This window comes from Acinetobacter sp. YH01010 (genome assembly GCF_013420775.1).
GTDB lineage: Bacteria > Pseudomonadota > Gammaproteobacteria > Pseudomonadales > Moraxellaceae > Acinetobacter > Acinetobacter amyesii.
Genome location: NZ_VOYF01000004.1, coordinates 215,564 through 241,441 on the forward strand (window position 1 = coordinate 215,564; position 25,878 = coordinate 241,441).

The 25,878-nt window shown below is 42.1% G+C and carries 22 protein-coding genes; 13 read left to right on the forward strand and 9 right to left on the reverse strand.

What is annotated here, in order from left to right:
- Positions 1–76: 76 nt before the first annotated feature.
- Positions 77–1,330 carry an MFS transporter gene (locus tag FTT77_RS05565; protein WP_180109054.1) on the reverse strand — a complete coding sequence of 418 codons (1,254 nt, stop codon included), beginning with the start codon at positions 1,328–1,330 and terminating at the stop codon, positions 77–79.
- 223 nt (positions 1,331–1,553) lie between these two features.
- On the opposite strand from FTT77_RS05565, the gene rpmI reads away from it, so the two are divergent.
- On the forward strand, positions 1,554–1,748 hold the full coding sequence (gene rpmI / locus FTT77_RS05570) for a 50S ribosomal protein L35 (RefSeq protein WP_065994397.1): 195 nt from the start codon (positions 1,554–1,556) through the stop codon (positions 1,746–1,748).
- An 11-nt stretch (positions 1,749–1,759) separates the two neighbouring features.
- Entirely contained in the window at positions 1,760–2,119 is a 360-nt protein-coding gene (gene rplT / locus FTT77_RS05575; protein WP_004647525.1) for a 50S ribosomal protein L20, read from the forward strand.
- 77 nt (positions 2,120–2,196) lie between these two features.
- On the opposite strand, the gene FTT77_RS05580 is transcribed toward rplT, so the two are convergent.
- Positions 2,197–3,339 (reverse strand): hypothetical protein, encoded by a 1,143-nt coding sequence (locus tag FTT77_RS05580; RefSeq protein ID WP_180108988.1) that lies wholly within the window; start codon positions 3,337–3,339, stop codon positions 2,197–2,199.
- Positions 3,340–3,912: 573 nt separating this feature from the next.
- Between FTT77_RS05580 and FTT77_RS05585 the strand changes: the two genes are divergently transcribed.
- Entirely contained in the window at positions 3,913–4,464 is a 552-nt protein-coding gene (locus FTT77_RS05585) for an adenylate kinase (RefSeq protein ID WP_180108987.1), read from the forward strand.
- 110 nt (positions 4,465–4,574) lie between these two features.
- Positions 4,575–4,787 carry a hypothetical protein gene (locus FTT77_RS05590; RefSeq protein ID WP_111884721.1) on the forward strand — a complete coding sequence of 71 codons (213 nt, stop codon included), beginning with the start codon at positions 4,575–4,577 and terminating at the stop codon, positions 4,785–4,787.
- 84 nt (positions 4,788–4,871) lie between these two features.
- Here FTT77_RS05590 and FTT77_RS05595 read toward each other — a convergent pair whose 3' ends face one another.
- The gene (locus FTT77_RS05595; RefSeq protein WP_180108986.1) at positions 4,872–5,900 is read right to left on the reverse strand and encodes a hypothetical protein; all 1,029 of its coding nucleotides are present in this window, start codon (positions 5,898–5,900) and stop codon (positions 4,872–4,874) included.
- A gap of 159 nt (positions 5,901–6,059) precedes the next feature.
- Between FTT77_RS05595 and pheS the strand changes: the two genes are divergently transcribed.
- The 3 genes from pheS (at position 6,060) to FTT77_RS05610 (ending at position 9,845) form a co-directional block, all read left to right on the forward strand.
- Entirely contained in the window at positions 6,060–7,040 is a 981-nt protein-coding gene (gene pheS, locus FTT77_RS05600) for a phenylalanine--tRNA ligase subunit alpha (protein ID WP_078192633.1), read from the forward strand.
- Between the two features lie 130 nt (positions 7,041–7,170).
- The gene (gene pheT / locus FTT77_RS05605) at positions 7,171–9,552 is read left to right on the forward strand and encodes a phenylalanine--tRNA ligase subunit beta (RefSeq protein ID WP_180040897.1); all 2,382 of its coding nucleotides are present in this window, start codon (positions 7,171–7,173) and stop codon (positions 9,550–9,552) included.
- Positions 9,549–9,845, forward strand: a complete 297-nt coding sequence (locus FTT77_RS05610) for an integration host factor subunit alpha (protein ID WP_004649746.1) — start codon at positions 9,549–9,551, stop codon at positions 9,843–9,845. Before pheT ends, FTT77_RS05610 begins: the two co-directional genes overlap by 4 nt.
- 302 nt (positions 9,846–10,147) lie before the next feature.
- Here the strand turns inward: FTT77_RS05610 and FTT77_RS05615 are convergent, their stop codons facing one another.
- From FTT77_RS05615 to trxA, 3 genes are all read right to left on the reverse strand, one after another.
- Positions 10,148–10,393, reverse strand: coding sequence for a hypothetical protein (locus tag FTT77_RS05615; RefSeq protein ID WP_078192631.1), 246 nt, complete (start codon positions 10,391–10,393; stop codon positions 10,148–10,150).
- Positions 10,394–10,805: 412 nt separating this feature from the next.
- Positions 10,806–12,074, reverse strand: coding sequence for a transcription termination factor Rho (rho, locus tag FTT77_RS05620; protein WP_067731074.1), 1,269 nt, complete (start codon positions 12,072–12,074; stop codon positions 10,806–10,808).
- A 323-nt stretch (positions 12,075–12,397) separates the two neighbouring features.
- Positions 12,398–12,724, reverse strand: a complete 327-nt coding sequence (trxA, locus tag FTT77_RS05625; protein WP_078192629.1) for a thioredoxin — start codon at positions 12,722–12,724, stop codon at positions 12,398–12,400.
- 266 nt (positions 12,725–12,990) lie between these two features.
- Here trxA and ppx point away from each other — a divergent pair, with 266 nt between their 5' ends.
- Genes ppx through FTT77_RS05650 form a run of 5 tightly spaced genes read left to right on the forward strand, consistent with a single transcriptional unit; the run spans position 12,991 to position 18,100 of the window.
- Positions 12,991–14,511 carry an exopolyphosphatase gene (gene ppx, locus FTT77_RS05630; protein WP_078192628.1) on the forward strand — a complete coding sequence of 507 codons (1,521 nt, stop codon included), beginning with the start codon at positions 12,991–12,993 and terminating at the stop codon, positions 14,509–14,511.
- 33 nt (positions 14,512–14,544) lie between these two features.
- Positions 14,545–15,369 carry an acetyl-CoA carboxylase carboxyltransferase subunit alpha gene (locus FTT77_RS05635; protein WP_078189570.1) on the forward strand — a complete coding sequence of 275 codons (825 nt, stop codon included), beginning with the start codon at positions 14,545–14,547 and terminating at the stop codon, positions 15,367–15,369.
- A complete protein-coding gene (gene tilS / locus FTT77_RS05640) occupies positions 15,306–16,682 on the forward strand; it encodes a tRNA lysidine(34) synthetase TilS (protein WP_180108985.1) in 1,377 nt (458 codons plus the stop codon). The genes FTT77_RS05635 and tilS overlap by 64 nt, the downstream gene beginning before the upstream one ends.
- A complete protein-coding gene (proC, locus tag FTT77_RS05645; protein ID WP_168378486.1) occupies positions 16,679–17,509 on the forward strand; it encodes a pyrroline-5-carboxylate reductase in 831 nt (276 codons plus the stop codon). The genes tilS and proC overlap by 4 nt, the downstream gene beginning before the upstream one ends.
- A gap of 27 nt (positions 17,510–17,536) precedes the next feature.
- Positions 17,537–18,100 carry a YggT family protein gene (locus FTT77_RS05650; protein ID WP_078189567.1) on the forward strand — a complete coding sequence of 188 codons (564 nt, stop codon included), beginning with the start codon at positions 17,537–17,539 and terminating at the stop codon, positions 18,098–18,100.
- A 161-nt stretch (positions 18,101–18,261) separates the two neighbouring features.
- Here the strand turns inward: FTT77_RS05650 and polA are convergent, their stop codons facing one another.
- On the reverse strand, positions 18,262–21,027 hold the full coding sequence (gene polA / locus FTT77_RS05655; protein ID WP_180062973.1) for a DNA polymerase I: 2,766 nt from the start codon (positions 21,025–21,027) through the stop codon (positions 18,262–18,264).
- A 163-nt stretch (positions 21,028–21,190) separates the two neighbouring features.
- Between polA and FTT77_RS05660 the strand changes: the two genes are divergently transcribed.
- Complete coding sequence (locus FTT77_RS05660; protein ID WP_180109053.1) at positions 21,191–23,977, forward strand: DUF2339 domain-containing protein; 2,787 nt, start codon at positions 21,191–21,193, stop codon at positions 23,975–23,977.
- A gap of 121 nt (positions 23,978–24,098) precedes the next feature.
- Here FTT77_RS05660 and FTT77_RS05665 read toward each other — a convergent pair whose 3' ends face one another.
- Both FTT77_RS05665 and FTT77_RS05670 read right to left on the reverse strand, forming a co-directional pair.
- A complete protein-coding gene (locus tag FTT77_RS05665) occupies positions 24,099–25,022 on the reverse strand; it encodes a mechanosensitive ion channel family protein (protein WP_078192623.1) in 924 nt (307 codons plus the stop codon).
- A gap of 9 nt (positions 25,023–25,031) precedes the next feature.
- Positions 25,032–25,853 (reverse strand): hypothetical protein, encoded by an 822-nt coding sequence (locus tag FTT77_RS05670; RefSeq protein WP_180108984.1) that lies wholly within the window; start codon positions 25,851–25,853, stop codon positions 25,032–25,034.
- Positions 25,854–25,878: the final 25 nt, after the last annotated feature.

Below are 25,878 nucleotides of genomic sequence, written 5' to 3' on the forward strand. Positions count from 1 at the left end.
GATGAATGCGTCGATATTGCTGCGCAGTATTTCCTGTATTGGAAATACTGGCAAGGTTTAAATGGAAAATATGCCATTATTTTTTTGACTGATGGGTAATGTCGATCCCAAACAAGTCACGGGTTTTTGCCCAACTGATTGCAACTACAGCCATGGTCATACAGCCACCAAAGATTGTCGCCATGATCGTGCCCATATATTTTGCAGCCAATCCAGATTCAAAAGCTCCAAGTTCATTACTGCTAGAAACAAACATGCCATTCACCGCAGCAACACGACCCCGCATATTTTCGGGCGGGTAGAGCTGTAAAATGGTTTGGCGAACTACTACAGAGATGCTGTCACATGCGCCGGTCATTGCTAGTGCAAAGAGTGATAACCAAAGATGGCTTGAAAATGCGAATAAAATGGTAAATACACCAAAACCCGCTACAGCCAATAACATATTACGCCATGCATGATGAGTTGGAGGGAATTTGGTCAATGCAATCATGGTGATCAGGGCGCCAATAGACGGTGCTGCCCGTAAGTAGCCTAAACCTTCAGGCCCCACTTTTAAAATATCTTCGGCAAAAATCGGTAAGAGGGCAATCACGCCACCAAAAAGCACAGAAACTAAATCGAGTGAAATCGCCCAAAGGACAATTTTGGTCTTCCAGATAAATCGAAAACCTTCACTTAAACTATCTTTTAAATTGTCAGATTCAATTTTAGGAAAACTGCGTTTATTGAGTAGGTTAATGAGAACGAAGCAGACCGTTAGTAGCGCCGCAACACTGAGTAAGCTGGTTTCACGGCCTAAAAATGCCAACATAAAACCGCCAAGCATTGGCCCAATAATCACCCCACTTTGCCAACCAATCGTTGTCCATGTTGCACCATTGGCATAGAGCTCCCGCGGGATTAAAAAAGGTTTAAGCGACGTTGCCGAGGGATTATAGAAACCACGGATCGTTCCAAGCCCAAAAATGACCGCATAAATCCCCCAAGACAGTTGGGTGACATCAATTTGGCCGAGACCATATTGGTGAAATAACCCCCAAAGAATCAGTGGCATCGGTACAGAAAAAAACAGACAAATTTTCATAATGGTCTGTTTATTGAAACGATCTGCAAAGTATCCTCCCCACAAAGAGAGAGCAATAAAAGGAATTGCTTCGGCTAAACCAATTAAGCCCAGTGTTAAGGGGTCTTTGGTGATTTGATACAGTGAATAAGCAACGATAATTTCTTGAATCAAAATGGCTAAGGTCAGACAAAATTGATTGAGCGTAACAATCGAGAAATCCCGATAACGTAGGGCTGCAAAAGCATCCTGTGCAGGTTTCATAATGGACATTAATAGTTGGCGTGCCGACATTATATAAGCCTTATTGGGCATCGCTTATAAAATCATCGGAAAATCTATATCAGAAAATTAATTAAGTTCGATATTCGGTAGAAAGATTCGCTTTTGTTTTGAGCAAAGATGCTTTAGAATACTCGCTCCCTTACCTGCAGGGCGTCTTTGCAATGGTGCAGACGTGCCGAACAGGTGTTCAAAAGAGGTTCTTATGCCTAAGATGAAAACTCGCCGTGGTGCAGCTAAACGCTTCAAGCCAACTGCAAACGGTTTTAAACGTCACCAAGCGTTCAAACGACACATTTTGACCAAAAAATCTGCTAAGCGTATCCGTCAATTACGCGGCTGTGTAATGGTTCACGTAAGTGACGTTGCTTCAGTTCGCCGTATGTGCCCATACATCTAAGGAGATTATAAATGGCTCGTGTTAAACGTGGTGTACAGGCTCATCGCCGTCATAAAAAAATTCTTGCTCGTGCTAAAGGTTACTACGGCGCTCGTTCACGCGTATATCGCGTAGCGTTCCAAGCAGTAATCAAAGCAGGTCAATATGCTTACCGTGACCGTCGTCAAAAGAAACGTCAATTCCGTGCTCTATGGATTGCGCGTATCAATGCTGGTGCTCGTCAAAATGGTTTGTCGTACAGCCGTATGATCGCTGGCTTGAAAAAAGCTCAAGTGATTATCGACCGTCGCGTACTTGCTGACATCGCTATGCATGACGCAGTTGCGTTTGCTGCTTTAGCTTCTAAAGCTAAAGATGCATTAGCTGCATAAGTCTTTATGACTTAAAAAGGGACCGCTTTTAGCGGTCTTTTTTTGGGCTTTAAATTCTTATGTAAGCTTAACCAATATTAATCGGTTTTTGTTTTAAGCTGGACATAAGCAAGGTCTCGGTGCTGAAAATGATAGTTATGCCAATGATAATAAATGGGAAATTCATAAATTGCATTTATTTTAAAGTGCGTGTTGTAGAAAGGTGTTTTGGGTAAAATATGAAAAGTTTGCTGGTTGTCTAATAACAACCATTTCTGACCATCTGCATCCATTGAGAGTAATTGCGCATCGGTCATTTTATGAGTGCCAAAATGCAAAGCATAATAACTATGCAATACCGGCATTAGAAAAAAGCTCAGGCTCAGCGTTAAAAATGTACTGGACAGCACGCTTCCTGTAAACGCCATTTTGGGAATATCTTTTTGTATCCACAATACGCTTGGAATGAAAATCAGCAGAAAAATAATGGCCAAACACAGCAAAACCGGATAATTGGAAATGTAAAAGAACTGCGCTTGCGCGTTTAAATATAAGCCCAAAATACCAATAGGAACGCTGCCGATAAGCAGGTAGGCGATCCGCGGGCTGATCTTGGTTTGCAGAATTAAATTTTGCAAATCTTCTTGAGAAAGCGTCAGCGCCGCAATCTCATCCTGAAAATTATAATATTGTTTGAGTATTTGAATCAGCTGCCCTTTTTCATGTTCACTTAAGCATGCAAGGTGCAGTTGAGATTGAACATTTTTAAGGGGGAAGAATAAAAGCTGTGGATTTTCTTTGTTGGCAGTCTGATAAATGGGACGCTGCAGCCATGAGATCCGTTTTGGGCGTTTTATACCAAGAATGGCAAATTGACAGTATTCTACCTCCTGCCGCTGAATGAATGTGCTGAGAGGTATTTTCCACAAGCGGTAATAAATTTTATCAGGCGTAATGACCAGTTTAATCTGCGTTTTTAAGTAATCAATGACAATTATAGATACGATGTAGAGCAGGATCAGCTGGGCATGATCGGCTTGCAGCTTGTAAATCGGGAAATTTTTTAGGGTGAATTGCAGGTATTCAATCACTATGCTGACGTTAAGCGGTTGAGCTTGATCTCTAAACCATTTGAAAAAAGGTATAATAAAGACCATCGCAATGCCTAGTAAAATAAGCATTAAAATTGTTGGCCATGAAATCAGCGGTTTTTTAGCATAAATGTCAAATTCTGTTTTCATAAAGTCTCATAATAATTATGTTGAAATTTTATATTTAAGTGTTTGGTTACTATATTTAAATTTTGAATATTTGATCGATGCTTAGCGCTAAATTATATCTGAAAATGAATAGGCTAGGTAGGTGCTGCGCCCCGAGCCACGGTTTGTGCGTATTATGTCGTGATTTCAATGTTTAGCTTCGATCTTGTTGCCTGGCCGGTTTGTTTAATGCTCAGTTGAAGGCCCGCACATGCACACGGCGCTTTTCGCTCAGAACGGGAAGGTATTTATATTGCGCATGTTCATCATAATTGCGGGCAGAATTAATTCATTCATCTGGGGACAGCTAGAATCTGTTTTTTTTATAAGGCGTGCAGATAGGGGGGCGGCCATAAATGAATGGATAAATACCAACTGAAAAATTATTGGATCAATATAGTCTGTGAAAAGTGTGTTTTTATACTGCAATTGAACCTGACTTTATCAATATCGATGCAGATCTTTTAGATTATCGTGAAGAATAAAAGTTAACCTACAGATCCAATGCTGCTATCTTGAAGTAGATTCACCAGACTCAAGTAGATCATCATGACAATGAAAAGAATAAATGTAGTCGGTACATCGGCCACTGGAAAATCAACCTTTTCCAGAGCTTTGGCGGACAAATTAGGACTAAATTATATAGAACTGGATAATCTATTTTGGCTAGATGATTGGCAGGAGTGTCCTGACGAAATCTTTTTTGCACGTATCGGAGCTGAAATTGCTAAAGCGAAAAATGGTTATGTTATTGATGGCAACTATACTCGAACGATTCCTGTTAAATGGTCTGAAATAGATACGGTGATATGGTTAGACCTTCCGTTTCCAGTCAATTTATACCGCTCTGTAAAGCGCGCATTTTCTCGGGCTAAGTCCAAACAAGATCTTTGGCCAGATTCAAATAATCAGGAAAGTTTGTGGCGGATGTTTGGTCGAGATTCCATTGTCTGGTGGATGATTAAGACCCATAAAAAGAATCGTGAAAAATATCTACAGATGATGAATGCACCTGAATATCAACATATTCAATGGATTCGTTTAAAGTCTGCAAATGCAGTTGATGCATTTTTAGAACAATTGGACTCTTATGTTTTTGATGTTTAAGTTTTGATGTTTTATCAATAAAAAGTGCAGTTAAGTTACAGAAATAATCTTTATACCGCGCTTTGCGACATGCCTAATGTATGGATAGAAAAGAACAAAAGGAAAATAAAATGTTGGCTGAAATAGTTGGTATGGGTCAAGGTAGCATTACTGTAGAGCTCGAAATGATTCCCCGCAAAGGTGAGGCAGTCAAAATCATGTATGGTGCAGACGCAGAGCTTGAGGGGGAAGTAGTCTCTGTCAGTCATTATATTAATCAACATGCCGATCAGCATCGCGTTCGATTAGAAATTCGTCCGTTTAATTATTTAACGACCTCATAATTTTGAGGTCTTTCATACATAAGCATGTTCATAAAAAAGCCCTTCCATGAGAAGGGCTTTTTAGTGTTGATCACATTTATACAGTTAAAGTCCGAAGTAATAAGCCAATAAGCAAATCACTACCGTAATAATAATTAAGGTAATCACTCCACCTGCACCGGGTTTATGGGTTGGATTTGGCGTGTGTGCATGCTGAGGATTTGATTTTCTTTGCTCAGTTTTAAATCCATCCAGAGGAGAGCTTTCGACCACAGGAGTTAAACGTGCAGTTTTATAGTGATTGGCGACTTTTACAATAAATTTAGCCGTTAAATCTTCAGTTTTTTGAGCAAAATGGCGTAAATTTAACTGTTCTTCAGGTGTATAGATGCTGCCATCTGCATGATAGGGATGCTGAATTTTAGACTGTATATGGCGGTTTAATGCATCTAAGCGATGTAAGCTGTCATGTGCGAAATCTGCTTGTGCATCCGTTGGCAAGAGTGCGAGTTTTGCGGATTCATTCGATTCGCTGCTTAGATCGGGCTGCGTACCATAATAAGGTGTGCCTAACACCTCCGGCTCAATAAAACCTTCCGCAGGTTTTTGTAAAAATAATTCTGCTTCAGTGAAGTTATGAATATCATCCCATTTTGGTAACTGCATATCTGCTTCGATGCGTTTAATGAGTTTATGGTTCAGCTCATAGCGCCAAAAGGTTTCTCGACGAATTTGCAGTTGTTGGGATGCCGGTGCTTCATAGTCATTTTCTGCGTTATACCACTCGGCAAGTTCTTTACCAAAAATCCATGCCTGCTTTTTATTTTGTTCGTGGCTCACAATAAAATGGGCAAAGGGAAGAAGTTCAACGTTAGCATTCGGATTTTGTTCATCATTCAGCAAGCTAGAGCTATGTAAACTTAAGCGTTGTACCCCTTGTTTTTTTAAGCCCTCTAGCCAAATTTGGAAATGTTGAGCCAATAAATGCTGTGAAAGCAAATCACGAAAATGGAAACTGTGCTGATCAAAAATGTGGTGATTCAACCAACGATGAAAACTCAAACCTTGGTTGAGAAATTCATTGCCATAAGTGACGAGTGTGAGCTGTTGTTTCCAGATTGGATCGAGTGCCATAAAGATTGGATCCCATTGATATTGTGTTTATCTTATACTTTTTTTAAAACTTGATGCTAATGCAATTTTAACTTGTGAATGCGCTTCATCATAACGGCTAAAAACTGTTAGAATAAGGGGTTTATATTATTTTTTTAAATTGTTGCTTTGAGAGTTACTATGTCACTGGAAGCCCTGACCACTGAAGCGCTCGCTGCGATTGCAGCAGCAGAGGACCTTGCTACACTCGACCAAGTGCGAGTGCAATTTACAGGGAAGAAAAGCCAGCTCGCGGAACAATCGAAGTCGCTCGGTAAAATGGACCCAGAAGAACGTAAAGTTTTTGGTGCTCAAATTCATGCCGTTCGTGAATCGATTACTGGCGCACTGACTGCTCGTCAAGCTGAATTACAAAAAGCTGCATTAGAACAAAAGCTTGCTAGCGAAACGATTGATATTACTTTACCCGGCCGTGGTCAAACGGTGGGTAGTATTCACCCTGTGACTCAAGTTCAAGAACGTATTTGCCAATTCTTTACCAAAGCTGGCTTTACTGTTGCGACTGGTCCAGAAGTTGAAGATGATTATCACAACTTTGAAGCATTGAACATTCCGGGTCATCATCCTGCACGTGCGATGCACGACACTTTCTATTTTGATGCGAATCATTTACTTCGTACGCATACCTCAGGCGTGCAAATTCGTACGATGGAAAATCAGCAGCCTCCAATCCGTATTGTGTGTCCTGGTCGTGTTTATCGCTGTGACTCAGATCAAACGCATTCTCCAATGTTCCATCAAATCGAAGGTTTGTATGTGGCTGAAAACACCAGCTTTGCAGAACTAAAAGGTTTGTTGGTTAACTTGTTAAATGAATTTTTTGAAAAAGATTTGAAAGTACGTTTCCGTCCATCTTATTTCCCATTCACAGAGCCAAGTGCAGAAGTGGATATCATGGATGAACGTGGTAAATGGTTGGAAGTTTTGGGCTGCGGTATGGTGCATCCAAACGTTTTACAAGCCGCTGGCATTGACCCAGAAAAATACAAAGGCTTTGCCTTCGGTTTAGGTGTAGAGCGTTTTGCCATGTTGCGTTACGGCATTAATGACCTGCGTATGTTCTACCAAAATGATGTGCGTTTCTTACGCCAATTTGCTTAAACAGTTTTATACCTCTCCCTAACCTCTCCTAAAAGGAGAGGGGGTGTCCATCATGACTTAGGGTTCGTCCTCTTTCTTTAAAGGGGCGCTAGAGGGGATTAGAAATTTAGAATTAATAGGTTTTTATACAATGAAAATTAGCGAAAATTGGTTGCGTACATGGGTTAACCCAGCCATTGATAGCGATACACTTTCTGACCAACTGACCATGTTAGGTTTAGAAGTTGATGATTTATCTCCTGCTGCAAAACCATTTACTGGTGTAGTAGTCGGTGAAGTTTTAACAGTGGTTCAACATCCCGATGCTGACCGTTTACGTGTCACTACTGTAAACATCGGTTCAGGCGAGCCGTTACAAATCGTTTGTGGTGCTCCAAACGTACGTGTAGGCATGAAAGCTCCTGTAGCAACCATTGGTGCAGTACTTCCGGGCGATTTCAAAATTAAAAAAGGCAAGCTTCGTGGTGTTGAATCACAAGGCATGCTGTGCGGTGCGTCTGAAATTGATCTTGAAGATAAAATCGACGGTCTATTAGAGCTTCCTGCCGATGCACCTGTTGGTGTAAATGTGCGTGAATATTTAGATCTTGATGACAATGTGATTGATATCAGCATCACGCCAAACCGTGGTGACTGCTTCAGTATTCGTGGTATTGCACGTGAAATTGGTGTGATCAATCAACTTCCTGTAACTGCCCCTGAAATTAAAGAAGTTGCTGCAACAATTACTGATGAGAAGAACGTTGTTGTTGAAACTGATGGTTGCCCACGTTACTTAGGCCGTGTAATCAAAAACGTCAATACCAAAGCACCAACTCCTGAGTGGATGGAGCGTGCATTGGCTCGTGCGGGCATCCGTCAGCACAGTATTTTGGTCGATATTACCAACTACGTTTTAATGGAGCTGGGTCAACCTCTACATGCATTCGATGGCGGTAAAGTTGAAGGTTCTGTTCGTGTACGCCAAGCAACAGCAGCAGAAAAATTAACGTTGTTGAATGAACAAGAAGTTGAATTATCTGAAAACGTGATGGTGATTGCGGATGATCAAAAAGCTTTGGCGATTGCAGGAATCATGGGTGGCCTAAGTTCAGCGGTTTCTGATGACACCATTGAAATTTTCCTTGAGTCGGCGTTCTTTGATCAACTCTATATCGCAGGTCGTGCGCGTAGTTTTGGTTTGCATACCGATGCATCTCAGCGTTATGAACGTGGCGTAGACTTTGAATTGCCGATGACGGCAATGCACCGTGCTTCACAGCTTATTGCTGATTTAGCTGGTGGTGAGTTTGGTCCAATTACTGTTGCTGAAAAAGTAGAGTTATTACCAAAACGTGAAGCCATTGAACTGAACCAAGCGCAAGTCGATCAACTGCTCGGTTATAAAGTTGAATCTGCATTTATTACCGATGCTTTAACGCGTTTGGGTTGTAATGTCACTGTGAAAGCAGAAGGTGAGTGGACAGTTGTACCACCATCACACCGTTTTGACATGGCAATTTATCAAGACCTCATCGAAGAAGTTGCACGTATTCACGGTTACGACAATATTCAAATCAGCTTGCCGGTGATTGATGTCAAACTAGCGAAATACCAAGACCAATTTGAATTGGTTCAGTTACGTCAAACTGCAGTGGCTTTGGGTTATCAAGAAGCGATTAGCTTTAGCTTTGCAGATGCGAAACTAGAGAAACAATTGAATCCACAGGTTCAACCACTAGCGCTTGCAAACCCGATTTCTAGCGACCTTGCAGTGATGCGTTCAACCTTATTATCAAGTTTGATCCCATGTGTGCAATACAACGTGAACCGTCAGCAAAACCGTGTGCGTTTCTATGAGCTTGGTCTACGTTTTGATTATCAAGGTGCGAACAGCATTCATGATCTCAAACAGATCCCAACCTTTGCACTAGTTGCAACAGGTTCGCGTACGACTGAATCTTGGCATGGTAAAGCACAGCCTATGGATTTCTTTGACTTTAAAGGCGATGTAGAAGAGATTTTAAATTCTGCACGTTTAAATGTTGAATATGTACGTTCAGAACGTACGTGGTTGCATCCAGGCCAATCTGCTGAAATCTTAGTCAATGGTCAATCAATTGGTTACTTCGGTCGTTTACACCCATCTTTAGAAGATGAGTTGGATTTGGCGACTACTTGGGTAGCTGAATTGGATCAATTGGCTGTTTTGCAAACTTATGTATCTAATTTTACAGAATTATCACGTTTTCCGTCGGTTCGACGTGATATTGCGCTTTTAATTAGTGATAAGATTAATGTTAGTGAAATTCAGCAACTTATCGAAAAAACCGGCGGTGAGCTTTTAGACGCAGTTTGGTTATTCGATGTGTACACTGGTCAAGGTGTCGAAGAAGGCAAGCGCTCATTGGCATTTGCAATTCAATGGCAACATCCAACACGTACATTAGAAGATGCTGAAATCAAAACCGGTATGGATAACATACTTCAGGTGTTGGAAAACACTTACCAGGCGACATTGAGGGCTTCATGACAGCATTAACAAAAGCAGAAATGGCTGATCATTTAAGTGAGCTCACGAGTTTAAACCGTCGTGAAGCAAAACAAATGGTCGAGTTATTCTTCGATGAGATTAGCCAAGCGCTAATCTCTGGGGAACAAGTTAAACTCTCTGGTTTCGGTAACTTCGAGTTGCGTGATAAACGTCAACGCCCAGGCCGTAACCCGAAAACGGGTGAAGAAATTCCGATTTCTGCCCGTCGTGTAGTGACCTTCCGTGCGGGACAAAAATTCCGTCAACGTGTTGGAAATGAGCAGATCGATTGATCTGCTTTTTTTTGCCTTTGATTTAGGAGGTGCAGTGTTCATCATCTATCGCACAAGTCATGTTGAAGAATATTCGTTTTAAAATGAGACGATATAGTTGAGTTGAGTTGAGTTGAGTTGAGTTGAGTTGTCGTAGAGGTTGATTGTGGCTTTCCTTTAGCTAAATTGTCAGTTTTTATTTTTCAATAAGCATGGGCTTAGTATTTTGAATTTTAGCTCTTTTTATGAACTAGGGTTTAAAGTTTGAAGCAATAAAAAAGAGAGCCATAGGGCTCTCTTTTTGTGCTGAATAATCGGTTAGATTATTGAGCTTCAGAAGCAGCAGCAGTAGCTTCAGATGCAGCAGCAGTAGCTTCAGAAGCAGCAGCAGTAGCTTCAGATGCAGCAGCAGAAGCTTCAACAGCAGCAGCGTCAGACGCAGCAACTACTTCAGAAGCAGCAGCTTCAGATGCAGCAGCAGGAGCAGCTTCTTCAGTTTTTTTAGCACAACCAACGAAAGCTAAAGTAGTAGCAACTGCAGCAGCAATAGCGATTTTTTTGAATAACATGGCATCACTCTCTAAAATATGAGATTAAAAAATAACCTGCGTTAGTCTGTTGTGTGCTTTTATTATGCCTAATTTGAATAGGTATTAAAAATGCATAGAGCAGTCTAACTGGTCTGCGTGTATGCTATCACTGAGTATTTTGAAATGCTACTAGTGACTTTGAAAAAACCGTTAAAAATAGGTGAAAAACGGCCATTTTTTAACAGAAAATAACAATTAAGAGAAAGTTTTATATTGGCGAAATAGCAAATAAACTACTAAAAAGAATAGGGTTTTTTAAAATATATTTTTTATAATCATAAACTTGAAAATAAGTTTACATGGAAATCCATCAAATGTTTCTTTGTGTAACCAAAGTCAACCAAATAAAAAGGCCATCGTTATAGATGGCCTTTTCAGTCAAACATTCAACTTAGTTGGATGCTTTACGTTTCATTTGATCAAAGAAATCATCATTGGTTTTGGTTTCTTTCATACGATCAAGCAAGAATTCCATCGCTGCAAGTTCGTCTTGTGTATGAAGCAATTTACGTAAAATCCAAACTTTACGGAGGTTATCTTCAGACATTAGGCGCTCTTCACGACGTGTACCTGATTTTTTGATGTTCATCGCAGGGAACACACGTTTTTCAGCAATACGACGGTCTAGGGTAATTTCTTGGTTACCTGTACCTTTGAATTCTTCGTAGATCACTTCATCCATCTTACTGCCAGTTTCAATCAACGCAGTTGAGATAATTGTCAGTGAACCACCTTCTTCAATATTACGTGCTGCACCGAAGAAACGTTTTGGACGTTCTAAAGCATGGGCATCCACACCACCAGTAAGAACTTTACCAGATGAAGGGATTACAGTGTTGTAAGCACGTGCTAAACGAGTAATTGAGTCAAGTAAAATCACTACATCTTTTTTGTGTTCTACAAGACGTTTAGCTTTTTCAATCACCATCTCTGCAACTTGTACGTGACGAGCTGGTGATTCATCGAATGTTGAAGCAACTACTTCACCACGAACAGTACGTTCCATTTCTGTTACTTCTTCAGGACGTTCGTCAATTAGAAGGACAATCAAGAAACATTCAGGATTGTTACGAACAATCGACTGTGCGATGTTTTGTAACAACATGGTTTTACCCGCTTTTGGCGGTGCAACGATAATTGAACGTTGACCTTTACCAATCGGAGCAACCAAGTCAACCACACGCGCAGTTAAGTCTTCTGTTGTACCATTACCTAATTCCATTACCAATTGTTCGGTTGGAAATAAAGGTGTTAAGTTTTCGAAAAGAATCTTATTACGTGAGTTTTCTGGTGTGTCGTAGTTAATTTGATTAACTTTTAATAATGCAAAGTAACGTTCGCCTTCTTTAGGTGGACGAATCGTACCTGTAATAGTGTCACCAGTACGAAGGTTGAAGCGACGGATTTGTGATGGGCTCACATAGATATCGTCAGGGCCGGCTAGGTAAGAACCCGCTGCAGAGCGTAAGAAACCAAAGCCGTCCGACAGAATTTCTAGAACGCCATCACCAAAAATCTCTTCGCCGTTCATTGCGTGGCGCTTTAAGATGGCAAAAATAATATCTTGCTTACGGTTACGAGCCATTCCTTCGAGGCCCATAAACTCGGCAATCTTGATGAGTTCGCCAATCGGTTTTTTCTTGAGTTCGGTTAAGTTCATAGGTGGTCAGATAGAATCTAAAATTCTGAGGTACAGGTTGGAAAAGGGAGCAACAAATGTGCCGCGATCATGCAAGAAACGATAGCAATTGGTTTGCACAAAACAATTCAGAGATCTGATTCGTTATATGAAGAGAGATGTGAAAAACAATTCTGTTGCCGAGCGGCATTTTATGTGTTGTGTTGTAAGAAAATGACAGGATTTGAGATCCTTAATTTCTTGAGTAAACAATATAAGAGAGAACACAGCATTTGTCAATTTATCAACCAAAAAAATACGCTGTGTAAAACAGCGTATTTTCGAGTGTTATTATCGAAAAAATATTAGATGTTTTCTTCGATGAAAGCTGTCAATTTAGATTTTGGTGCGGCACCGACTTGGGTTGCTACAACTTCGCCGTTTTTAAACATTAATAATGCAGGAATGTTACGGATGTTGTAGTTTACAGCTGTTTGTTCGCAAGAAGTTACGTCTACTTTAACGATTTTAACTTTGCCTTCAAACTCAGTTGAAAGTACTTCAAGTACAGGTGCAATGGCTTTACAAGGAGCACACCAACCTGCCCAGAAATCTACAAGTACAGGAGTATCAGACTCTAGTACATCGGCTTGGAAGTTTTCATCAGTTGTATTTACGATATTGCCAGACATGGATTTTGCTCCGGAATTAATTTTTAAGTTGACTCTATGTTTATAAGTATTACATAGCCAACTATAACAATGTAGGGGGTTATGTAAATTTTCGACCTGAATGGTCAGTTTGTCTAATGGATGATCACGATGCCGATGATCGTGTATGACTATCATTGCTTTAGATAAAAAATCGATAAGTTCCGCCCGAACTACTCATAAATGGCTTTTAAATTGCATGTATGTGAATTAATCTAAGCACAATTCTGAACAGGTTTTTTTGAATAATGTCTGATTTTTTGATTGATGAAGAATTACTTGCTGCTATCGATATGGGATCGAACAGCTTCCACTTGGCTATCGCACGCGTAGACCATGGTGAAGTGAAAAAAGTTGCATCAATGTCAGAAAAAGTACAGCTTGCCGCAGGTCTAGACGAAAATAAAAATTTGACTGAAGCCGCACAGCAACGAGGATTAGCCTGCCTAGCACGTTTTGTGGGGCGTTTAAATCCTGTACAAGCTAACCGTTTACGTATTGTGGCGACTAATGCCTTGCGTCAAGCAAAAAATGGTCATGAATTTATCCAAAAAGCCGCTGAAATTTTACCAAAACCAATTGAAATCATTGCTGGTCGTGAAGAAGCCCGTCTAATTTATTTAGGGGTTTCACATACTATGGCAAATAGTGGTCGCCGCCTTGTGATTGATATCGGTGGGGGTTCAACAGAGTTGATTATTGGTGAAGAGTTTGAACCGATTCATACAGAATCTGTGCAAATGGGCTGTGTCGCTTTTACCAAAGCGTTTTTTGCTGATGGTGAAATTAACCTGAAAAGTTTTGATAAAGCGGTAAATGCTGCTCGCAAGGAAATCGCAGGCATTGCCAACACTTATAAAGCTGCGGGCTGGGATACTGTTGTCGGTTCAAGTGGCACGATCAAAGCATGTCGTCAGATTTGTGTCAATATGGGCTGGAGCAACGATCAGGAAGAACTGACACGTGACGGTTTATTTAAACTCAAAGATAAATTGCTTAAATATAAGCATGTCAATGAAATGGAATTTGATGGTCTAAAAGAAGACCGTCGAGCAGTTTTGCCAGCCGGCATTGCCATTTTGTATGCAGTCTTTGATGTGCTGAATATCGATAAATTGGTTTATTCTGATGGCGCGTTACGTGAAGGCGTGATGTACGACCTATTGGGACGTTTCCAACATGAAGATGTTCGTGACCGTTCTGTACATGCGTTGATGGGTCGCTACAACGCAGATATGAAACAAGCTGAACGTGTGGTAAATACCGCTCAACAACTGTTTAATGGTGTGGCGACCGCACTGAATTTGACCAGTGATGACAGTGATTTACTGCGTCGTGCAGCGTATTTGCATGAAATTGGCTTAGCGATCAGTCATAGTGGTTACCATCGTCATGGTGCTTATTTACTGCAACATTCAGATATTCCGGGTTTCTCACAAATTGATCAAAACCATTTGTCACATTTAGTGGCGCATCATCGTCGTAAGTTACGTAGTGACGCGCGCATTGATGTGATGAAAGTCGGTGGTAACAAACTTGTTTACTTATGTCTATTGCTTCGTTTAGCAGTTTTATTAAATCATAGTCGCAGCGATGAGATGCTTCCTGCCATTGAATTAAGCGTGGACAATGCGCAACAATGGCAACTTAGTGTTTCTGGTGATGCCAAACAGTGGCCTTTGTTGGTTGCAGACTTGCATGATGAGCAGGTGCAATTTAAGCATTGGGATATTGAACTGAATATCCAGTCGGAACAATTTATCAATTAACAGACCAGTTAAGTTAGGGATAATGATCGACCTATGAAAAATAAAGCAGCTCAATCTAAAGCCTGGACTACGGTTCAGATCGCACGTCATCCTGAACGTCCGCAGTTTTTGGATTATGTTGGCGAAATTTTTACAGAGTTCGATGCTTTGCACGGTGACCGCCTATTTGGTGATGACGGTGCGATGATTGGTGGTTTGGCTCGTTTAGATGGTCAGCCTGTGATGATCGTAGGTCAGCACCGTGGTCGTAGTACACGTGAAAAATTACAGCATAATTTTGGTATGAGTAACCCAGAAGGTTATCGTAAAGCGCAGCGTTTATTGGATATGGCGGAGCGTTTTAATCTGCCAGTCTTTACCTTTATTGATACCATGGGTGCCTACCCAGGTGTGGGTGCAGAAGAACGTGGTCAGGCTGAAGCGATTGCAACTAGTTTGGCTCAGCTGTCTTCACTTAAGGTGCCTGTAGTGGCAACGGTATTGGGTGAAGGTGGTTCGGGTGGTGCGCTCGGTATCGGCGTAGCTGACCGTGTGATTATGTTATCTCACAGTATTTATTCAGTGATTTCACCGGAAGGCTGTGCATCTATTTTGTGGAAAACTGCAGAAAAAGCAGAGCAAGCAAGTGAAGCATTGGCATTGACGGCAGATAAATTGCAGAAGATGGGCATTGTGGAATACGTGGTGGACGAAGCGGAGGGCGCACATTTAAACCCTGAAAAAGTCATGCAGGATTTGAAAGTGGTCTTGAAGCAAGCTCTAGAAGAACTGCAACCAATGGATGCAAACGAACGATGCGAAGCGCGTTATCAGCGTTTAATGAAGTTTGGCAGCGACAATTTAGGGCTGACTGCTTAAGTCAAATTCAGGCGCTGCCTGAACAAAGCCGATTTTTAATAGGATGTAGTGGTGGCATGGATTCCATGTTGCTGCTGCATCTTATGTCGTTTTTGTGCCCTGAAAAAATGCGGGTAATTTATATTGATCACCAACTACAAGATTGTAGTCATGCTTGGGGCGAATTTGTACGTGCTCAATGTAAAGCGCTGAATTTGCCATTCATTATACAGAAAGTCCAGGTTGCGCAAGGTAACCTTGAAAATCAAGCACGCTCGGCCCGCTATCAAGCCTTTGCCCAACATTTACAAGCAGATGAAATATTGGTACTCGCGCATCATCAGCAAGATCAAGCCGAGACACTGATGTTGCGGCTACTTTCAGGTGCGGGTGTCCATGGCCTTGCTGCCATGAAAAAATTCGATGTACGTGAAGATTTTGCTTTATGGCGTCCGCTATTGGATCTTTCACGTGAGCAAATTTGCCAATGGGCAGCACAACTGCATGTGCAAAATATTCAAGATCTCACTAATTTTGATACCGACTATGACCGCGCGTGGAGTCGTGAAATTCTATGGCCTGTACTCAGTGGTCGATTTCCTAAAATGCAGCAAGCCCTGAGTCGAACCAGTTATTTGATGCAAGATGCTGATGAAATTTTACACGAGGTGTTGCAACAAGATTTGGCAGCCTGTGGTTCATCGCAAACTTTATCTTTAGTGGTTTTACAACAGCTCAGTCTGGCACGTCAGCGTCAGTTGTTATCGCACTGGATGAAAGGTGAGGGGCAATATCGTCCAAGCTTTGAAATGGTACAGCGTTTAGTTTCAGAAGTGATTAACTCACGCGAAGACTCGCAAGCGGCACTACACTGGAATGGATTTTATTATCTGCGCTTTCAACAGCAACTTCATCGGATTGCCAAAGCGGATTATCTGCCAGCAGAATCCATTCAAGAGGTTGAAGTTGTAACTTGTGTTGCAGGTCAGTGCCTCAAGTTGCCTGCCGGCCATTTTGTGATTCAACCCTCAGAGGTTGGCTTATCACCTGAATTATTGGGGCAGCAACTGCAGATACGCCCACGCCTTGGCGGCGAAAAAATTCATTTATATGGTCGTGTCGGAAGTTGGCCTTTGAAAAAAGCCATTCAGCAGGCGCAAATTTTTCCATGGCAGCGTCATACTATTCAAATATTAAGCCGAGATAATGTTATGCTAGGCGTCTTTACGCCTCAGGGCTTTTGGTTGGCGCAGTCTGAATTTTGTACTCAAGCTGGCTGGCAACCGACATTATCTCTTAACGCTAAATCTGCAATATCGGATCTTCAATCATGAGCGCAATTCTAAATTGTAATATCAGTTTCATTGGTGGCGGCAACATGGCACAGGCTTTAATTGGTGGCCTAATTGCACGTGGTGTCCCGACTACACGTATTACAGTTTCAGATCCCGTAGAAAAAGTACGTGAGCTTTTGGCTGAAAAAGATTTGCATGTGACCGATGATAATGTTGCGGCAATTCGAGATGCTGACATTGTTCTTTTTGCAGTTAAACCTCAGGTGTTGGCAAAAGTTTTGGCACCATTACAAGGTTTGCTAGAAGGGAAGTTGGTGATTTCAATTGTTGCAGGTGCAGAAATTGCAACGATTTCAAAACTATTAGGCACAGAGCGTATTGTTCGTGTCATGCCAAATACACCGGCTTTAGTTCAAACCGGTGCGCATGGCTTATATGCAGGTGAAGCGGTTTCAGCTGAAGATCGTGATCTTGCAAGTCAAGTTTTGGCTTCAACGGGTTTAACACTTTGGGTAAACTCAGAAGCGCAAATTGATGCGGTAACAGCAGTTTCTGGCTCAGGTCCTGCATACTTTTTCTATATGATGGAAAGTATGATCCGTGCAGGTAAAAACATGGGCTTGGATGAAAAGGTAGCTACAGCGCTAACCTTGCAAACTGCATTAGGTGCCGCACAAATGGCAATTACCAGTGCCAATAGTCCTGCGGAGTTACGTAAAAATGTAACCTCTCCAAACGGTACAACACAAGCCGCGATTGAAGTGTTTGATCGTGCTCAAATTTCACAAAATATTCAGGCTGCTTTAGCCGCAGCGCAAAAGCGTAGCCAAGAGTTGGCACAAGAGTTAAGCGAAAGCACCAAATAATTCGATTTGATTTAGGAAAGTTCAAGTATGGGCTCTGCTCAAATTTTTGGAATCATTATTAACGTTGCAATTTTGCTCGTATTTTTCCGTTTTTTAATGCAGCTTGCTGCCGTGAGTCCATATAACCCTGTGGTTTTGGCAACAGCAAAAGCAACAAAAATTGTCGATATCTTTAGCCGAATTTTCCCAACTTTGGCCAAAGGTCGAGTGAATACTGCAGCTTTGGTGTTGGTGGTGATTCTGTATTTGTTAAAAATGTTTGGTTTGATGTATTTGTCTGGAGTGGCGGTGAATAGTCCATTCCATTTGATCATTATGACCTTTGTGACCATGATTCAGGATTTAATCCGTTTCTGTCGTTACTTAATTTTTGCATCGATTATTTTGAGTTGGGTCGTGATGTTTAGTCAGTCACGTTCGCCTTATATTGAAGTGGTTCAAGAGCTGGCGGAACCGCTACTTGCACCATTCCGCCGTATTCTTCCAAATATGGGGATGATTGACTTGTCACCAATTTTTGCGATTTTGGCATTGTTGGTTGCGGAAACCATTATGAAGCAAGTCGCAATTGCATTATTGACTGGTCTTTAATCTGAGCTAAGACAAGTTAAATTAAAAAGGACGCCGAGGCGTCCTTTTTTGTGGATTTAATATGTGGTGTAAAACAAGATATTTCTACTAACTAAGAAACATCTCACCTCCATCCCAACCTTCCTCCTATAAGGAGAAAGGTGTGAATGAACGTGAATGAATTAGTGTGCTTCGTCCCAGTTATTGCCTTGACCGACTTCCACAATCAGTGGAACGGAAATTTTCAACACAGATTGCATCACTTCAGTCAGTTGGGCAGACAGTTCATCGGCAATTGCAGCATCAACTTCAAACACCAATTCATCGTGTACTTGCAGTAACATTTTGGCTTGATCTTTCGGTAAGATTTTATCGACGGCGATCATGGCCAATTTAATAATATCCGCTGCAGAACCTTGTAGTGGTGCATTGATCGCTGCACGTTCAGCGCCTTGTTTCACCATTTTGTTGCTCGCCATAATGTCTGGTGTATACAGACGACGACCTAAAATGGTTTCCACAAAACCTTGTTCACGTGCAACTTGGCGAGTACGTTCCATATATTCCAAAACACCAGGGTAGCGTTGGAAGTATTTACCAATATAGTTACGCGACTCTTCTCGAGTGAAACCCAACTGACGGGTCAAACCAAATTCAGACATACCATAGAGCAGGCCGAAGTTCACCGCTTTGGCTTGACGACGTTGGTTGCTGGTCACTTCATCGAGTGGAATGCCCAAAACTTCTGCCGCAGTACGTTTATGTACGTCTTGTCCATGATTAAAAGCATCGACCAATGCATGATCTTGCGAGAAATGCGCCATTAAACGTAATTCGATTTGCGAGTAATCGGCTGCCAGTAAAATGCGACCTTCAGGTGCAATAAAGGCTTTACGGATTTGACGTCCAATATCTTCACGGACAGGAATGTTCTGTAAGTTTGGATCGGTAGATGACAGACGACCTGTAGCCGTTAAAGCTTGGTGGTAACTGGTATGCACACGATGTGTGTCATTATTCACTTGTTTTAACAGACCATCGGTATAAGTGCTTTTCAGTTTAGAGAGACCACGATATTCCAAAATTAAGTCGGTAATCGGATGGTCGATTTTTTCTAAGACACTTTCACTGGTACTGTACTGACCTGTAGAGGTCTTCTTACCGCCTTTTAAACCTAATTTATCAAACAGAATCTCACCAACTTGTTTTGGTGAGCTGACATTGAAGCTTTGACCCGCAAGATCGGTAATTTCTGTTTCTAAATTTTGAATGGTATTGGCAAATTCCACACCGAGTTGGTCGAGGAAGTTCATATCTAGCTCAATGCCGTTTTCTTCCATAGAGGTTAGAACACGGGCAACCGGCATTTCAATATTGTGCAAAATATTGATCAGTTCCGGATGGGCTTGTAACTTTTTATCGAGTACTTCATACAGACGATAGGTCACATGGGCATCTTCTGCGGCATAATGGGCTGCAGTTTCAAGCTCAATTTGGTTAAAGGTCTTTTGTTTTGCACCTTTGCCCGCCACTTGTTCGAACGTCGTTGTGAGATGACTTAAATACAAACGCGCGACGTCATCCATTCCATGACGAGTTGCCACAGAGTTGAGGACATAAGAGGCTAACATGGTATCGAAATACCAACCTGCCAAATGAATACCATGATTTTCTAAGACATGTGCATCATATTTGAGATGATGACCAATTTTTTGTACGTCATTATCTTCAAGTAAAGGTTTGAGTTGATTCAGAATTGTGTCGCGATCAAGTTGTTGCGGCGCACCTTCATAATCATGCGCAAGCGGCACGTAATAGGCATCATGTGCATCTAAAGCCACCGAGAAACCTACAATCTGCGCCACGCGGTAGTCAAGGCTAGTGGTTTCGGTATCAAAGGCAAAACGCTTTTCAGTACTTAGACGCTTGAATAACACATCCCAATCTTCTTGGGTCAATACTGTGTGATAACGTGCTTCACCGAGTAAATCATCAACACTGGTTTTGTCCGCTTGATCTTCCACTTCGGGTGCATTGGCTACAGTCGCCGTGGTGTTGATGGCTTTGGCTGCTTGTTTGTAGGTTGCACCATTTGGGTTGTTCGGATGATCTAATGACTGCAGTTGGTTACGGAATTCTAGTTCAGTATATAAATCACGAAGAGCTGGAATATTTGGATCAGCAAGTTTCAAATCTTCGTATTTAAGGCCCATGTCGAGGTCGCAAACAATGCTCGCCAGTTGGTGGTCAAGAGTAATCCCTTCGACATTGTCCTTAATGTTTTGACCGACTTTACCTTTAATACTGTCAACATTTTCTAAAATGCCGCCAATCGAACCGTACTCGGTTAAAAGTTTTGCTGCTGTTTTTGCGCCAACACCGGGCACACCACGAATGCCGTCAGAGGCGTCGCCCATCAGCGTGAGGTAGTCAATGATTTGATTCGGCCACACCCCAAATTTTTCAAAAACGCCTTGAACGTCCATCGGTTTGTCTTTGAAGCTGTCTTCTAAAGTGACACGCTCAGTAACGAGCTGCGCCATGTCTTTGTCACCGGTGGAGATCAAAACTTGATGACCGGCTGCTTCAGCGCGTTTGGCTAAAGTTCCGATAATGTCATCGGCCTCAGCGCCCGGCAACATATGCAGCGGAATCCCTAGAGCACGAATTAATGCATGAAGATATGGAATTTGTTGTGATAATTCTTCGGGCATACTTGGACGGTCACCCTTATAAATTGGGGACAATTCATGACGGAAGGTTGGTTCAGGTGTATCGAAAATAACGGCCATATGCGTCGGTTGAATACGACGCATTAATTTTTGGATGGCAGAAATGGCACCTCGGATTGCATTGGTATGCAAACCGGTTGAAGTGGTTAATGGTGGCAGTGCATGGTAAGCACGAAATAAAAAGTATGAGCCATCGACCAAGACAAATGGTGGCATTGATAATTTCCTAATCCTAAAAACGGTTTTATTGTACGTGATTTTTTGCCCGCACGCAGAGTCTAGATTGTATATGTAACTTACCGAATCACTGATGAATAGTTTTAATCCATCCGTCGGGCTCATGTATCATCAAAACATTCAGGAAAATGACGAAGCAGGTATGCTGAAACAGAATAATGAACTCAAGATGATTTGGTTGATGTCGCTGATTATGGTAGGGATCGGGGCATGGTACTTAGACATCCGTATCTTGAGTTATATCAGCGGCATTGGTTTTATGCTCAGTTTGATGAATTATGTCGATGATTTACAGCACGGCGCTGATGCACTGAGTTCATCAAAACAACCATTCCAAGTGACATCAAAGGTTCCGTTATATATTGCATCGTTATTAACGGTCGTTGGGCTGTTAACAGAACTGGGATACTTGGTTGCGATTGGGATTAGCCTGTGGGTTTATTTTTTTCTGCGTTGGCTGAAACGATTGGAACATCAGCTGCATTTATTGCAAGGACGTGCGCTCCAGTCGCAATCGATTCATGCAGCTACTTCAATATCAGCGTCGACAATAGACCGTCCTGAAAATTTTGATTCTGACGATACACCATCTGTACATCCCGCGACGGAAATTGGTAAAGCTAGACATCAGACACCATTCAATTCAACACCTTCTAATACACCATCCAAGATTGCGCCAAATCTATCTAATCAAATTCAGCAATGGCTTTTTCAAGGTAATCCCGTGTTGAAAGTGGCGGTACTGGTCTTGGTGATTGGCGTGGTGTTATTACTTAGATTTGCCACAGAGCATTGGCAACTAAGCTTGGCCATGAAATTGCTGATTGTGAGTTTGAGCAGTGCTGGTGTTGTCGGACTGGGTTTTTGGCTGCAAACCAAAAACCGCAGTTTTGCCTTGGCTCTAGAAGGTCTAGGTCTTGCAGCGCTGTTTTTGACTTTATTTTTTGCCTATTACAATGCCGTGATTCCGGGCTTTGGCATAGCTTGTCTACTGTATGCTGCACTTATGGCATTGACGATTTGGCTCAGTCTGAAACAACAGTCGGTAGAACTGGCAATTATGGCAATGCTGATCGCCTATCTTGCGCCATTTACCTTGCCTGTTCGTGATGCAACTGCAACGGAATTTATTGCCTATTATCTTGTAATTAATCTGGCTGTTGCAGTCATGAGTACTTTAAGACCGTGGAAATATCTGAATCAAATCGCATTTTTGATGACGGTGATTATGGGTGGTGGATATGCTTTTTACCACGGATACACCACCGAACGTCAGATGATGAGCGTGTTGGTTTTAGCTCACGCTGCGATTTTTATTTGGCTCGGTTTTCGTTTTAGTCAGTTATTGGCAAAACAGGATCTTGCGCATTTTCAGCTCAAACCAGCCTTGGATATTGCACTGATATTTGCTTCGCCAGTGCTTGCTTATCTGGCATTGTATTTGATGTATTTTGAGGAAACCGTATGGCAGGCGGGGTATAGCTTGCTATTCGCGGCGCTTTTTGCCGCACTGTATAGCATCAGTAAACGTAGTGCTGTGATCCCACTGATTGCACAAAGTTATTTGAGTTTGACCTTAATATTCTTGGCATTGATTCCACCGATAGTATTGAAAGAGCAGTGGAGTGTGGTTGGTTGGGCAGTTGAAGGTGCGTTGATATTTATATATGCCCTATACAAGCAGTCCAATATCAGCCGTTATTTAGGCATGGCGCTCTTGGTGATGGCGGGTTGTTCAAGTCTGTATTATTTGGTTCAACTGCCACATTTCCCTGCACAGATGTATTGGGGCGTGTGTTTGAGCTATTTGGCGGCCATTATCGTGACGCACGCTGTTCCTGCATTTCATAAACAGCTTTCAAGTTCGAGTATTGCCTTTCAATGTGTGCAAATGCTCTCAGCAACTACTATGTTCATCATGTTGCTCTTAGATCGGCTGCAGAGTAGTCATCAATTGGCTTTGAGTCTATTGATTGTCAGTGTGGCCTATCTGTTGGTGAATGAAGGCTTGTTAAAACGAAAAGCTTCGTGGAGTTGGTCCATCATTAAGTGGACGGGTCTAGTGCCTGTTTATGTGATGGGGCTGTACCAAGTTATTTCAGTGAGTGAGAACGGTCAGTTACTTTGGCATTCAGCGATGGAGCAGATTTATTTTGCATTCGCTGGGCTGAGCTTGACGCTGCTTTGGCTACGACCATTACTCGGTGTGCGTGAAGAAAAAGAATGGGTCAGTCTCGGAATTTTGAGTAGCTTGGCGTGGACCAGTCTGACGCTGATACCCAGTATGCCGTATATCAGTGTGGTAATTTTGCCGCTGATATTTTGTGCATGGTGTTATTGGCAAGCGCAGCAACCGGTCTGGAAAATGTTTTGGCAAGCGCGTAGCAGTTTGTTTTTGGCTTTGAGTTGGATCATTAGTTCGCAATTATTTAGTCAGCAGGCCTTTGTGGGATATATCTTGCCCATATTAAATCCTTTTGATGCTGTGAGTTTGCTGTTGTTAGCGGCTTTTTTATGGATGTTGAATCAACAGTTAAAAGCTGGTTTAGATCGTAGCTTGGCTGCCGTGTTGAGTGTCCTTGGGCTACTTTGGTTAAGTAGCTATGTCGTGCTTCGTGCCTTACATAGGTATCTGGATACGCCTTATAACAGTTTAGACATTTGGAGCGATGCGACCGTTCAACTGAGTTTTACTGTGCTGTGGGTGTTATTGGCTTTGGTGAGTATGCGCTTTGCCACTCAGCGCCAATTACGTTCAGTTTGGCTGCTCGGCGGCAGTATTTTGGTCTTGGTCACTTTGAAACTGGTCTTGCTGGATTTATCTCATGTCGGCACACTCATGCGAGTGATTTCATTTATGGCGGCAGGTTTTGCCATGCTTTTGATTGCCTATATTGCACCCATGCCGAATGACAAGGTTGAACCATGATGAAATTCTTAAAGGTACGAGATCACTAAGCTGTACAGGTCGATGGCTATAAAAGTACATGATAAAAAAACCCTGCACATTTGAAGATATGCAGAGCCTTTCATATCAAGTCGATAGACCATTATTTGAGTTGAGGCTCTCGTTGAATCTCTTGCGCATTGGCATATTGATCGACGTTAGCATCGCTTGCTTGTGTAGAAAGTGGGTGGTCAACAAAACCCATTTTCGGGACAGGGATTTCAATTTTATTTTCGACAAAGGCATTTCGAATCCGTTCTTGCATCTCATCGCGGACTTTCAGGAAATTCTCTCTTTGGCACCAAATGGCAAAAAGCAGCTCAATGGAAGATTCTCGAAAGGCAGTGACGGTCACGGCAGGTTTAGGATCGGCCAAGACCAATGGATATTTACTAACGGCATCTAATAAAACTTCACGGACTTTGATGATGTCTTCATGAAAGTTAATCGCAAGGGTAATTGGAATTCGCCGTATTGGAAACTTAGACAGGTTATGTACAGGTGCCCGAATCAGTTGTTCATTCGGCAAACGGACATAGACATTGTCCTGCGTGAGTAATTTGACCGACAGTAAATCAATCGAGATTACTTCACCTTCAATGGTATGCCCGCGAATCAGTGTCAATTGAATGGTATCACCAACTTCAAAAGATCCTTCACCGATCAAGAACATCCCGCTGATCAGGTTGGATGCGGACGTTTGCGAGGCAAAACCCAGTGCGACCGTTAAAATACCTGCTGCACCCAAGAAGACGCTGAGTTTAAAGCCGGCTTCTTTTAAACTGGCCATCACAAAGATGATAAAGATGAAATAGAAAATCCCGCGACGCCAAACCAACTGCTGATGGGCATTGAAACGCATACCTACAGTGCGGATAAAGGTGTTTGAGATAAAACGTGCAATCAGAAAGCCGATGACTGCCAGTAAAACAGCCACCAATAATTCTGTCAGCCGATCGGTATTGAGATTGGCGACCATTCCTTTTAGGCTGCTGGTAATTTCTGTCGAAATATTTAAATCTGCCATGGCTCACCGTTAGAAAAATGAATCAAACATATTGAATAGTACATTAGCTGACTCGCGTGGCGGATGCAGATAAATTACGTCACCGGCTTGTGGCGGTGTACGGTTTTCAATTTTGACCCGCGGCGGTTTGTCATGACCTTCATGCACGACTCGAATTTGTGAAGTCCATAAACGTCCTGTACTTTCACTATAAAATAATGGCAAAGCCGGTACAGGGACATTCATACGGTCAAAACGAATCTGTTGATTACTCACGTTATGAAACTCAATAGGGGTTACTGCACGAAAAGCACGAGGTTTGAGTTGTTTAAGTTCTGTACGACCATCAACTGCTGTGGCATAGCAAATTTCACCCATTCGATGGTTCGGACCAAACCAGGTATCTTTTGGTAGAATCACAGGTATATCAAACAAAGGTTCTCTAAGACCTTCGACAAAGCCAGCAATCCACAGCGGTGTGCTGATATACAGCGTTCCGCGCTGTCCCGCTGGAATATAAATCGGATCGACCGGTTTAATCACCACAGACCGATCTGCCAAACGTGGCATGATTTGAATTTTGTCATGCGTCTGGCGGAACATATAACGTTCCATTTTAATGGGTTGTGGAAAATCAAATTCAGGGTCTTGAATCGGATGCCATTGCTGCTCATAGTCAAACTGAAAGGTCGGGCGATGATATTCCATACGCCACTCTTGCATGCCGCGCGTCACACGAAACAATAAAGACCCAAACTGCCAACTGCGCGGGTGATTCAGTTCAAATTGATATTCCCCCCACCATTTACGTTTTGGGGATTCCTTTTCAGTCAAATCATTTTCTAATGGCAATGCGTATATCCCTTGTCCTGATAAA